The 13,054-nt window shown below is 40.6% G+C and carries 11 protein-coding genes; 10 read left to right on the top strand and 1 reads right to left on the bottom strand.

What is annotated here, in order from left to right:
- Positions 1–585: 585 nt before the first annotated feature.
- Positions 586–2,955, bottom strand: a complete 2,370-nt coding sequence (locus PCIT_RS17380) for a winged helix-turn-helix domain-containing protein (protein WP_010366229.1) — start codon at positions 2,953–2,955, stop codon at positions 586–588.
- 573 nt (positions 2,956–3,528) lie between these two features.
- Between PCIT_RS17380 and mnmE the strand changes: the two genes are divergently transcribed.
- The 10 genes from mnmE (at position 3,529) to atpF (ending at position 13,041) form a co-directional block, all read left to right on the top strand.
- Entirely contained in the window at positions 3,529–4,893 is a 1,365-nt protein-coding gene (gene mnmE, locus PCIT_RS17375) for a tRNA uridine-5-carboxymethylaminomethyl(34) synthesis GTPase MnmE (protein WP_010366227.1), read from the top strand.
- 788 nt (positions 4,894–5,681) lie between these two features.
- Positions 5,682–6,128 carry a flavodoxin domain-containing protein gene (locus PCIT_RS17370; protein WP_040698351.1) on the top strand — a complete coding sequence of 149 codons (447 nt, stop codon included), beginning with the start codon at positions 5,682–5,684 and terminating at the stop codon, positions 6,126–6,128.
- Positions 6,129–6,560: 432 nt separating this feature from the next.
- The gene (gene mnmG, locus PCIT_RS17365) at positions 6,561–8,450 is read left to right on the top strand and encodes a tRNA uridine-5-carboxymethylaminomethyl(34) synthesis enzyme MnmG (protein WP_010366222.1); all 1,890 of its coding nucleotides are present in this window, start codon (positions 6,561–6,563) and stop codon (positions 8,448–8,450) included.
- Positions 8,451–8,465: 15 nt separating this feature from the next.
- Complete coding sequence (gene rsmG / locus PCIT_RS17360; protein WP_010366220.1) at positions 8,466–9,086, top strand: 16S rRNA (guanine(527)-N(7))-methyltransferase RsmG; 621 nt, start codon at positions 8,466–8,468, stop codon at positions 9,084–9,086.
- A gap of 16 nt (positions 9,087–9,102) precedes the next feature.
- Entirely contained in the window at positions 9,103–9,888 is a 786-nt protein-coding gene (locus PCIT_RS17355) for a ParA family protein (protein ID WP_010366218.1), read from the top strand.
- Positions 9,889–9,903: 15 nt separating this feature from the next.
- Entirely contained in the window at positions 9,904–10,854 is a 951-nt protein-coding gene (locus PCIT_RS17350; RefSeq protein WP_010366216.1) for a ParB/RepB/Spo0J family partition protein, read from the top strand.
- 135 nt (positions 10,855–10,989) lie between these two features.
- Complete coding sequence (locus tag PCIT_RS17345; protein ID WP_010366214.1) at positions 10,990–11,370, top strand: ATP synthase subunit I; 381 nt, start codon at positions 10,990–10,992, stop codon at positions 11,368–11,370.
- A 15-nt stretch (positions 11,371–11,385) separates the two neighbouring features.
- Positions 11,386–12,243: a F0F1 ATP synthase subunit A gene (gene atpB / locus PCIT_RS17340; protein WP_010366212.1), complete on the top strand. Its 858-nt coding sequence runs from the start codon at positions 11,386–11,388 to the stop codon at positions 12,241–12,243.
- Positions 12,244–12,295: 52 nt separating this feature from the next.
- A complete protein-coding gene (atpE, locus tag PCIT_RS17335; RefSeq protein ID WP_004335261.1) occupies positions 12,296–12,529 on the top strand; it encodes a F0F1 ATP synthase subunit C in 234 nt (77 codons plus the stop codon).
- A 41-nt stretch (positions 12,530–12,570) separates the two neighbouring features.
- Complete coding sequence (gene atpF / locus PCIT_RS17330) at positions 12,571–13,041, top strand: F0F1 ATP synthase subunit B (RefSeq protein WP_010366190.1); 471 nt, start codon at positions 12,571–12,573, stop codon at positions 13,039–13,041.
- Positions 13,042–13,054: the final 13 nt, after the last annotated feature.

Here is a 13,054-nt window from a genome sequence, read left to right as displayed (position 1 = left end):
AAAAGCCAAACATACACACCCACTACCTTTACTTAACCTGTAAGCAAAAGTTCCCTCATTCCTAGGCTGCTTTTCGCTGTGTGTACCCTATATCTAAAATTATTTTTATAGCGACAAAAAAGACATAAAAGATAAATAAAACATAAATTTAGATGACAACCTCACACATAAAAATTAATCAAACCGCTGATTTTTATGAATAAATTTATATTTATTTTTGAAAGGGAGATTTTTATAAAGAGATAAAAGAGGTTATTTAAACTGACAAAGTACACCTACTAAAACTCAACGAACGATGCAAAAAGTGTAAATGTTTTTAATGAAGGATCGCCACAACAGTTTGTTCAAAAAACAGCTGTATTATATTTATTACTAGGATATTTGTAGAAAAGCTGCAAAAGCTTGATTTTGAATGTTATTTGTAAATTTTAAATGGTTGTAATGACGCAATAGTAAGTTCATTCATGGTGAGCAAATAAGGAGTAGCGCGTGGATAATAGCGGATTGTAATGTTAATGCGCATCATGGCATGGCATACCAACTAATGCGCAAAAATAAGAATAAGGTCTTGTGTATTTCTACACCTTAATTCACTTTTATTTGGAAGTTCCATTCCGACTCACAGTAAACAGAATAGGGCTTTTGCAATAACGAAAACCATCTTTTGAGTTCACTTTGTTGAAGCTCAGAGTGCGTTAATTGTTTATATCGTCGTTCATCACTTAGTTGCCAATAATGCGAGAACTGTTGTTTCATTTTGTCTAGTTGTAAAATCGCATTATCAACATCGCCAAGTCTATAAAAAGCCAATGCCGTATAATCATACATTAGCTTCTTATTAAACTGACCCGAACTAGCCAATTCTATCGCGCTTTGATTATCCCCAAGCGTGAGGTAGGTGTACATTAAAGAATAAACCGCGTAGCTCAATGAGTCGTGCATATTTAAACGTTGATATAGTGTATGGGCAGCTTTTTGGTTTTTTAATGCAGAATGGCTTTGTTGTAAGGCAAGTTCGGTCCAGCTTAACAATAAATAAGCATCAGCTTTAATATTGTCATGACTGTTAAAAGCCTCTAGGTTACCAAGTAGTCGCTCAAAACTTAGTTTTGCATGATGCAACGCAGCCTTATCATTATTTGCAATACCATGATCCATTTTGGCCATACTCAGTAATAGCTGATTTCGATAGCGCAGTGGCGCCATATCGAGCTCATCGTTTAAGACTTGTTCAGCGAGTTCAATATATTCAATGGCTTTTTCTCCTTCATGTAGTTGAATGAAGTAAAATCCAAGATAATTTGCTATTTTTATTTGATACACCAATTCTTGCTGATCCGTAGCCAACTTTAGCGCCCTAAGCAAAGCCTGATTACGCTCCTCTAAAGGTGCTAAGTAATTTTGACCCAAAGCAAAATAGGTTTTCATCAAAGAGCTTAAATTGCCATTTTGACGATAATAGCGCACTGATTTATATAAACTTTGTAAACTATCCTCAAGATCAACCGTTTGATCTGTTTCAGGACCCGCGGGAGGGGGATTACCAATATAATATAACCGCCTAGCTTCAGACTCCGTCATATCATGTATTTCAAATAAGTTCTTAGCTTGAGAAATAAAATGCCGATATTTATGCCAATTCTGTTGCTGCCATGCAATTGTCGCGAGCTTTCGATAGATCTTTGACCGTAAGACATCATTATCTATCTCATCTGTCATCACTAATGCATGTTCTAGCAATGTGTTTGCTTGCGTATATTCCCCTTTGGCGACTTTCATTTCACCCCAATACTCAAGCATCCGCGCGTTAAGTGACGGCTTAGCCAATAAAGTCGGATGTTGCGATAGCTGCTCGAACATGTCTGCCGCTTTTTGCAATCGACCTGTATGCCAATACGTTCTGGCCAACTCAACCAATGCGTGAACATTATTAGGGTCATGAAGCACTGATGCTTCAAAATAACGCATAGCAAGGCCGACCCCTCGAGTTTCCAATGCATACAGGCCTTCTAAATAATCTTTGGTAGAAAAGTCACTTTCAGAAACATGGAATGTGCTTACCATGCCGGTTTTACCCACTAATTGTTGTGCGAAGGTTGTTGCTAGGTTTGGTAAAGGGTGGTTAAGATCATCACTATATATAACCCCCTTTTTAATATTTCCTTGAATATCTGACAAGGTGTAGTGAAACACAAAGCGACCACTTTCTTGCGACACCGTCGCCTCTAACCATCGCTCAGCATGCCCCTGCTCAACAAGAGATTGTAAAGTAGCACCAACATTATTGTGTGCTTCATGCTCTTGTGAAAGCAAGTGAAAAGAAGGTTTATTGGGGATCACGGTCACAATGCCTGATTCTTTTAAGTTTTGTATTAATAAATGCCGCAACCCGTAATTAAGCCAATCAAACTCCGTTTCGCCAGTCAAATTTTTAAACGGTGCGATCAATAATCTTTCATTGTGATGAGGTTCACTCATACTTGTTGGTCGTGTATCAACCATTGTAAAGCCGATCACCAAAAACAGTCCCGCAATCAAGAGTAATAGCGACAATAAAAATACCGGCAGGCGCTGATGAATACGGCTAAATAGCCCTATATTTTGCTGAGTATTCTGTAATGGCTCATCTATAGAAACTGCATCATCAGGCACGTCAACTTCACAGATCCAAATATAGCCTCGCTGCGGATATGTTTTAATAAATAAGGGGTTTTGTACACTGTCGCTTAACTGCTTGCGTAACTCTCTAATACTTTGTGTTAATGAGCTTTCCCGATATTCCCCATTCACCCACAAAGCAGAAAGCAGCTCTTCACGTGTGATTATTCGCCCCGCGTTGAGTAAAAAGTATTCCAATAATTGGGCGAGTTTAGGTCGCAGTTGTACGGCATCTTCTTGAAGATATAAAACACCCAATATAGGGTCAAATGAATAACTATTAAACGTGTACGACATAATTCCTTCACAGCTCTACGTTAAAAATAATCAAATATTATTATTAGATAAAATAATCCGACCTTATTGTAGTAGTAACACGCACTAGAAATTACATAAATGAGACAAAAGGTTTACAATATCGTTCTAATGGCCGCAATGGTCTGCTTTTAGTGTATAAACGCCCTCTTTTTGATTACTTTCCTTGTATTACCAAGTGCACAAAGACTAAAGAAGCGCATTCAGGTTTGTTTTTCATATTCGTTCTATCAGCAAAACAGCTCAGGTTGTTTGTCCAAGTGACTTAGTAATAAAAATACCACTTAAATGACTTTAAAAAGCAGAGCTAGATCAATCTATAGCTGTATTTTGTAAAAGTAATGCGTTATTGGTGTTAAATATAGTATCTATAACTCTTTAAAAAATGATAAGTAAGGTACTTAATAATGTCGCACCCTGTGCGTCACTAAAGCAGATTGACTCGTCGACTATTTTTCTTGTTTGCTTTTATAAAAACCGTCACGGTTGCTAATAGCTCAGTTTGCGCCTTTGCTGTACAATTAGTCTCAATATATATGCTTAACTAACGGCCTTATGAACACACAAGACACCATCGTAGCTCAAGCCACCGCACCGGGACGCGGCGGTGTGGGGATCATTCGCGTATCAGGCACATTGGCAACACTCGTTGCCGAACAGATTGTCGGAAAATGTCCAAAAACACGATATGCAGAATACTTGCCATTTAACACCCTGCAAGGTGAGCAATTAGATCAAGGCATTGCACTGTATTTCGCGGGTCCAAATTCATTTACTGGTGAAGATGTTCTAGAGCTGCAAGGCCATGGTGGCCCCGTTGTGATTGATATGCTACTCAAAGAAATTTGCCAGATCAGTGGCGTCCGCCTAGCTCAACCTGGTGAATTTTCAGAGCGAGCGTTCTTAAACGACAAGATGGATTTAACCCAAGCAGAAGCAATCGCCGATCTTATAAATGCCACCAGTGAACAGGCAGCAAAAAGTGCCCTTCATTCTTTACAAGGTGACTTCTCTAATCATATCAATACGCTGGTGGAGAAAGTGATCCATCTACGTATGTATGTTGAAGCCGCTATTGACTTTCCTGATGAAGAAATTGATTTTTTGTCTGATGGTAAAGTCAGTGGTGATTTAAATGCCATCATTGATCAGTTAAATGAAGTACGTAAACAAGCTAAGCAAGGCAGTATCATGCGTGAAGGAATGCGTGTGGTGATAGCTGGCCGCCCAAATGCCGGAAAATCTAGCTTACTTAATGCATTAGCTGGTCGAGAAGCGGCTATTGTGACAGACATTGCAGGTACAACCCGCGATGTATTACGTGAACATATTCATATAGATGGCATGCCACTACACATAATTGACACAGCAGGACTACGTGACAGCCCAGACAAAGTCGAACAAATTGGTATTGAGCGAGCTTGGGATGAAATAAGCCAAGCAGACCACGTGCTATTTATGGTCGATGGTACTGACACAGACCACACTGACCCAATGCAAATTTGGCCTGAGTTTATGGCGCGTCTACCGCAAGGCATGGCGGTCACGGTCGTGCGCAATAAAGTCGATTTATCACAAGAAGCGGTCGGGATGTGCCAACAAGGCGATTACCCAGTATTACGTTTGAGTGCAAAAAATACCGATGGCATAGATTTGCTACGCGATCATCTAAAAGCTTGTATCGGTTTTCAAGGTGCAACTGAAGGAGGCTTTATGGCCCGCCGCCGTCACTTAGATGCGTTAGAACGTTCAGCAGAGCACTTAGATATTGGTAAAACACAGTTAGAAATGCACATTGCCGGTGAAATTCTTGCTGAAGAGCTACGTTTAACGCAGCAGTATTTAAACGAAATTACCGGTGAATTCACCTCTGATGACTTACTGGGTAAGATCTTCAGCTCATTTTGTATCGGTAAATAAGCACTTTTTAACAAAATTAAGGGGAGTACTCCCCTTTTTTACACTACATCGAAGACTATCTCGACCACTCACACACAACATCAGAGACATGATCAGCTAAGTATTTTTACCACACTAAAGTAACCGTACCCTTCTGTATTTATGTTCAAATTATGCTTACTAAGTAAGCTATATTTATCGGACATTCGTTTCCCACACAACCGGTATTGCCCGCATTTTACTTTTACGCGGCCGGTTTATCGCATAACCTAAATGTGTATCAGCTCAAATTAACACCGCTTTTCGATCTACACATGAAAAACCTAGCTCCAGGACGTAAAAAACCAACATTTCATTGCGTAAATAACAGGCTAATTTTCCATAGCCGAGTACTCAGTATCGTTATTACAGATCAGATCCGGTCATTTTTAGATTATTTTAATATATGGATCTAACTTTATAGATCTAAAAAAGCAGATCGAAATCAAGCACTTGATCGTTATGCACAACTAAGTTGTCCACACATCCAAAAACCAAGCTAAAAACAGCCAAAGTACGCTAAAATAGTGTCTAGTAGGTGCTTGAGCAATAAACTTATCGCAAAGATTTACTCAGTTTATCCACATAAAGCTCACTAAAAACCAGTTTGGAATATTTTATTAATCCATTTAAATACAGTAAGTTAAACAAAAAATAATTATTTTGAGTGAAAAACGCACGCTATTTTTTATCCAATCAATTTACGCACCTCTTTACTTCTTCCACAGGCACTATATGATGACGCCATTAAAATTACTTGATCAATTATAATGACACAATTAGAGATCATCGTTGGAAGTCAAATGGGATCAGCTGAATATGTTGCCGATCAGCTAAAAGAAGCCTTAGAAAATCAAGGGTTTGTTGCTAATTTGCACGAGCAACCTGACTTAGCACACTGTGAACATGATCACTGGTTAATCGTAACCTCAACCTATGGTGCCGGTGATTATCCAGAGAACTTATTGTCATTTATTGATCAAGTAAATCAGCAAGGTAGTATGAGCTCTAAGCAGTTTGCTGTCGTCGGGTTGGGTGATACCAGCTATGACACGTATAACCATGCAGCAAAAAATATTGCACAGTTATTGGTAGATAAAGGTGCAACAAATATGCTGCCGGTTTTAGAGATCAATGTATTAGATGAAGCACTTCCAGAAGACACGGCACTGAGTTGGTTACCACTGTTTAGTAATGCACTCATGGTATCTCAGTAGTCCTCATTGATCTTTTACACATAAGTTATACACATTTTTAGAGATTTTAAGATCGGATTGTGGATAACCTTTGATCTACCTGCAGATCTAACCATAGTTATCCTTGGGATAATTATAAGATGATCTAGCCCTGTGTATAAATAGCCATTTTGATCAGAGCTTATCAGATACTTGATCCGATCCTATTCACACTAATTGATCTGATCTAAGTCTTTGCTGTTAAATAGGTATTCCACCTTACTCACAGAAAAGCGGATCACTAGTAGTAAGATCTAATAAAGATCTTTAAAAAGATCTTATTTATATTAAAAGATCTCTTTTGAGCTTTTTTACTGATTGGTTAGTATTTAGTCATTTCACTTCTGAGTATTTCTAGGTAGAATACGCATCCTTTCAAAATCGAACCGGTAATTTTTAAGTAGGATCCCGTAAATGATTTATCATGAACATTTTGACGTTATTGTAGTTGGTGGTGGACACGCAGGTACTGAAGCTGCGCTTGCTGCTGCTAGAATGGGTATGAATACCTTATTGTTAACACACAATATGGATACTCTGGGTCAGATGTCATGCAATCCAGCAATTGGTGGTATTGGCAAAGGCCATTTAGTAAAAGAAATTGATGCACTTGGTGGTGCTATGGCGAAAGCGATAGACAAAGGGGGTATTCAATTTAGAACACTAAATTCTTCAAAAGGCCCAGCCGTCAGAGCAACGCGAGCACAAGCAGATCGCGTACTGTACAAAGCTGAAATTCAAGCGATTTTACAAAACCAAGACAATTTGAAGATTTTCCAGCAATCTTGTGATGACTTAATCGTTGAGCAAGATCACGTAAAAGGCGTTGTAACTCAAATGGGATTACGCTTCAGTGCCAATTCAGTGGTACTGACTGTGGGAACATTCTTGGGTGGACAAATTCATATAGGTATGGAAAATTTCAAAGGCGGAAGAGCTGGCGATCCCCCTTCGATAGCACTTGCTGATCGCTTACGTGAATTACCATTTCGTGTTGATAGATTAAAAACAGGTACTCCACCACGTATTGATGCCCGTACTGTTGATTTTTCTGTTATGCAAGCGCAACCAGGTGATACACCTACCCCAACCTTTTCATTTGTGGGTAAAGCATCTGATCACCCACAACAGATCCCCTGCTATATCACTTATACCAATGAAAAAACCCATGATGTGATCCGTGAAAACTTGCATAGATCACCCATGTACGCAGGTGTGATAGAAGGAATTGGTCCAAGGTACTGTCCATCAATTGAAGATAAAATTGTTCGATTTGCCGACAAAGACAAGCATCAGATCTTTGTTGAGCCTGAAGGGTTAACGTCCTATGAGCTCTATCCTAATGGTATTTCCACCAGCTTACCTTTTGACGTGCAGTTACAAATTGTGCAATCGATAAAAGGGTTTGAAAATGCTCATATCTGTCGCCCAGGTTATGCGATTGAATATGACTTTTTTGACCCGAGAGATTTAAAGCAATCATTAGAGACTAAATTTATCAATGGTTTATTCTTTGCAGGTCAAATAAACGGCACTACAGGTTATGAAGAAGCCGGTGCTCAAGGTCTGATTGCAGGCATGAATGCTGCCTTACAAGTACAAGGTAAAGATGCCTGGACACCACGTCGTGACCAAGCATATACCGGTGTATTAATTGACGATTTAGCGACACTTGGTACGAAAGAACCGTACCGTATGTTCACTAGCCGTGCTGAATACCGATTATTATTACGTGAAGATAATGCCGATTTACGCTTAACCGAAAAAGGCCGAGAGTTAGGTTTGGTTGATGATGAAAGATGGGCTGCATTTAACGACAAACTTGAAGTAATGGAGCAAGAGTCACAACGCTTAAAAGCAACGTGGATCCATAAAGATCACGCTGCCATTGATCAAGTAAATAGTTTACTTAAAACCCCCTTAACACGAGAAGCTAGCTTAGAAGATCTGATCCGTCGTCCAGAGATCAAGTATCATGATCTGATGAGTATTGAAGGGTTGGGATCTGATGCGACGAATGTTCAAGCTCTTGAGCAAGTAGAGATCCAAACTAAGTACGCTGGATACATTGCGCGTCAACAAGATGAGATCAATAAACAACTGCGTCATGAAGAATCATTATTACCAAAAGAGTTTGATTATAGCCAAGTAAGTGGCTTATCAAACGAGGTGGTTGCTAAGTTAACCGATGCTCGACCAGACACCATTGGTCAAGCTTCTCGTATTTCTGGTATCACCCCAGCAGCTATTTCGCTATTATTAGTGTATCTGAAAAAGCAAGGGCTGTTGCGCAAGTCAGCGTAACGGCAATGGGATCTCGTGTTACATCAACAACTATCTTCTTTATTAGCGCAGACGGATATTGCGCTAACTGAACTTCAACAGCAGCAGCTAGTGCAGTATGTTGAATTATTAGACAAATGGAATAAAGCTTACAATTTAACCTCTGTACGCGATCCGAGTGAAATGGTTGTTAAACACATCATGGACTCACTTATGGTTGCCCCTCACTTAGCTGGTAAACATTATATTGATGTTGGTACGGGTCCTGGATTACCGGGTATCGTATTGGCCATTGCTTTGCCTGACACGCAGTTTGTATTACTCGATAGCCTTGGCAAACGAGTACGTTTTTTAATGCAGGTAAAACATGCGCTTGGCTTAGATAATGTCACACCAGTTCAGTCTCGTGTTGAAGATTATCAGCCAAGTGTTAAATTAGATGGTGTGCTTAGCCGCGCATTTGCATCATTACAAGATATGGTGCAGTGGTGTGAGCATCTAATTGATAATTCTGGTCGCTTCATTGCGCTAAAAGGTCAATTTCCTGAGCAAGAATTAGACAGCTTGCCAACAGGTGTGCACTTTGAGCAAAAGATTAGCTTAGAAGTTCCTGAACTGGATGCTGAGCGACATTTAATTATTCTTTCTAAAGACTAAGCTTTCCGAGGACACTGTGGCAAAAGTTATTGCAATTGCAAACCAAAAAGGTGGCGTTGGCAAAACCACCACGGCTGTAAATCTAGCCGCATCGATGGCTGCGACCAAACGTAAAGTGTTACTTATTGACCTAGACCCGCAAGGTAATGCAACTATGGGCAGTGGTGTTGATAAGTATGGTGATGTGCCAACTATCTATGATTTACTGATCGAAGAGTCTGCAATGGCAGATGTGATCAGTACTGAAACCTCAGGTGAATATCATTTAATCGCAGCTAATGGGGATGTGACCGCTGCCGAAGTTAAATTGATGGAGCTATTTGCACGTGAAGTACGCTTAAGAAATGCGTTGGAAGCGATTCAAGATCAATATGAGTTTATTTTTATTGATTGCCCACCTTCATTGAATATGTTGACAGTTAATGCGATGGCTGCGGCCGATTCTATTTTAGTACCCATGCAGTGTGAATATTACGCACTTGAAGGGTTAACAGCATTGATGGATACAATTACTCAGCTTGCGAAGTTAGTGAATCCGAATTTACAGATTGAGGGGATTTTACGCACCATGTATGATCCTCGTAATCGATTGGCCAATGATGTATCAGAACAACTGAAACAACATTTTGGCGAGAAAGTGTACCGCACTGTGATCCCACGTAATGTGAGATTAGCTGAAGCGCCAAGCTTTGGCGCACCTGCGATGTATTACGACAGGGCATCCAGTGGTGCAAAAGCATATTTGGCGTTAGCAGGAGAGATGCTACGCCGAAAAGAACAGCAATCTGCTGCGGTTGCCTAAGAGGATAATAATAACATGTCGGTTAAAAAACGTGGTTTGGGGCGAGGATTGGATGCCTTATTAAGCTCAGCGAAGCCAGCTCCTTCTTCAGAGCCGGTACCCATTGATGTGACTGTCGCTGACGAAAAGCCAGTGGAGTCTGAAAAGCAAAACTCTGCCGTGCACGTTGATGGTGAGTTACAACGGTTACCTATTGAATATTTGCGACCTGGGAAATATCAACCTCGTAAAGACATGTCAGAGCAAGCACTTGAAGAATTGGCTGGCTCAATTCGTGCACAAGGTATATTACAGCCGATAGTTGTGCGCCATATCAGTGATACGGATTATGAGATAATTGCGGGTGAACGACGCTGGCGTGCTGCGCAATTGGCGCAACTCAGTATGGTGCCGTGTATTTTAAAGCAGGTTGCTGATGAAGCCGCTGTAGCGATAGCGTTGATTGAAAATATTCAGCGCGAAGATTTAAACGCCATGGAAGAAGCGGTGGCACTACATCGTTTACTCACCGAATTTGAATTAACGCACCAGCAAGTTGCAGAGGCCGTGGGTAAATCGCGTACAACGGTGACAAACCTGTTACGTCTTAATAATCTCAATGATGATGTTAAAATATTGTTGGAGCATGGTGATATAGAAATGGGCCATGCACGCTGCCTATTAGCACTCTCTGGAGAAGCGCAATCTGAGGTGGCTCGAACAGCCGTCGCAAAAGCCTTAACAGTGCGAGAAACAGAGAAACTAGTTCGTAGTATTTTAGAGCCTGTGGACAAAAAAGAAACAAAAGAAAAGGACCCAGATGTCAGATTGTTAGAGCAACAATTAGGCGAAAACTTGGGCGCTAAAGTGGAAATTAACTATAATAATCGAGGTAAAGGTAAGCTGGTGATTTCTTACACTAGCTTAAATGAACTCGATGGCATCTTGGGCCGCATTCACCCAGACATGCAACAACCGCCAGAATGACCAATAAATAAACAATGGTGGTGCTGAAAAAGCGCCACTATTCGTCTCTTCAAGTTGCAAAATCACCAAAAATAAGTATAATTTCGCCAGTTTTCATACCCTGATTAAGTTTAAGGTCATAAAGGTTAATTAAAAGTGACTCATTCGTTAGCTGGCCCGTATAGACGTGCCGCATTAAAAGGCGTATTACTTCAGGGTATCGTAGCAATCGTCGCTGCAGTAATAGTTTTAATAGCTTGGGGAGTGCATGCGGGGGCATCAGCAATAGCCGGTGGCCTAGTCTCAGTACTGCCTAGCTTAGTGTTCGCTTTATACGCCTTTAGATATATGGGCGCGAGTAAAGCAGAGCAAGTATTTGACTCGATAAAACGAGGCAATGGATTAAAGTTTTTGCTGACTGTGTGTTTGTTCGCACTGGTATTTAAGTATTTTTCAGTCATGGCGCTGCCATTTTTTTGCTGTTACATACTGGTGATGTTCACACAATGGTTGGCACCGATTTTTTTTAATCATTAACTTTTGGGATAAAACATGGCTGCAGAAGAAGTTACTCTATCAAGCCATATTCAGCATCACTTGACCAATGCCAAGATGTGTTCGACCGACGCCGGTCTTGCCTTCAATAAAGCATGTGCGGATAGTGGTTTCTGGACATGGCATATAGATACCCTCGCATGGTCAATCGGTTTAGGTCTGATATTTTTATGGATCTTCCGTAGTGCCGCTACTAAATCTACCACTGGTGTACCGGGTAAATTTCAGTGTTTCATTGAAATGATCGTGGAGTTCGTTGGTGACAACGTACGTGACACTTATCATGGTAGTAGCAAACTTATAGCTCCATTAGCTCTAACAATCTTTGTTTGGGTGTTCTTAATGAACCTAATGGACTTAATACCTGTCGATTTCCTACCTGCATTTGCTGGCTTAGTTGGCGAAACTGCATTTGGTATGGACTCACATGATGTGTACATGAAAATTGTACCGACTACTGATATCAACTTGACCGCTGCGCTTGCGATTGGTGTGTTCTTATTGATGATCGGGTACTCAATTAAAATCAAAGGCATTATTGGCTTTATTAAAGAGCTTACGTTGCACCCGTTCAGTTCAAATAACAAACTGGTTCAGGTTCTTTTGATCCCGTTTAACTTGCTACTAGAGACGATTGCACTGGTTGCTAAGCCGTTCTCGTTAGCACTTCGTTTGTTCGGTAACTTATACGCTGGTGAGTTGATTTTCATCTTGATCGGCGCAGTTGGTTTAATGCAACTACCGTTGCACTTTATTTGGGCTGTATTCCACATCTTAGTAATCGTTCTGCAAGCATTCGTATTTATGATGCTTACAATCGTATACCTAAGCATGGCGAGCTCAGATAATCATTAATTTTTATTTTATATTTTAACTTTAATTTACAATTGAAACTTTGGAGAAAAAAATGGAACTAGTATTAGGTCTTAAGTACATCGCAGTTGCTCTACTTATCGGCTTCGGTGCTATCGGTACAGCGATCGGCTTCGGTAACATGGGTGGTAAATTCCTAGAAGCATGTGCTCGTCAGCCTGAACTTGCGCCTTCACTACAGGTTAAGATGTTCATCCTAGCTGGTCTAATCGATGCCGTAGCAATGATCGGTGTTGGTATCGCGATGGTATTGTTGTTCGTACTTTAATTTAACTTTTTGAACAGCTTACTATTTAAGGAGGAGCGGTTGTGAACTTAAACGCCACTCTTATCGGTGAATTAATTGCGTTTACGGTCTTCGTATTATTTTGTATGAAGTTCGTATGGCCACCACTAAATGGTGCAATTGAAGCTCGCCAGAAAAAAATCGAAGATGGTTTAGCTGCCTCTGATAAAGCCGAAAAAGAACTTGAACGTGTGCGTCTAGAAGCTGCAGAGCAGTTGACAGAAGCAAAAACTCAAGCGGCTGATATCATTGATCAAGCTAAAAAGCGTGCAGCGTTAATTGTTGACGAAGAGACAACTCGTGGTCAGCAAGAGCGTGAGAAAATTATTGCTCAAGGACACTCTGAAGTTGAATCAGAGCGTAGCCGTGTGACAGAGGACCTGCGTAAGCAAGTTGCTACTCTGGCAGTGGTTGGCGCTGAGAAGATTTTAGAGCGTGAAATCAATCAAGCCGCACACAGTGACATCGTTGAAAAACTTGTCGCTGAGCTGTAACGGAGGGTATGAG

This window comes from Pseudoalteromonas citrea (assembly GCF_000238375.3).
In the GTDB taxonomy this organism is placed as follows: Bacteria; Pseudomonadota; Gammaproteobacteria; order Enterobacterales; family Alteromonadaceae; genus Pseudoalteromonas; species Pseudoalteromonas citrea.
Note: the sequence above shows the minus strand (reverse complement) of the source record. Positions and strands in the feature narration are given on the sequence as shown.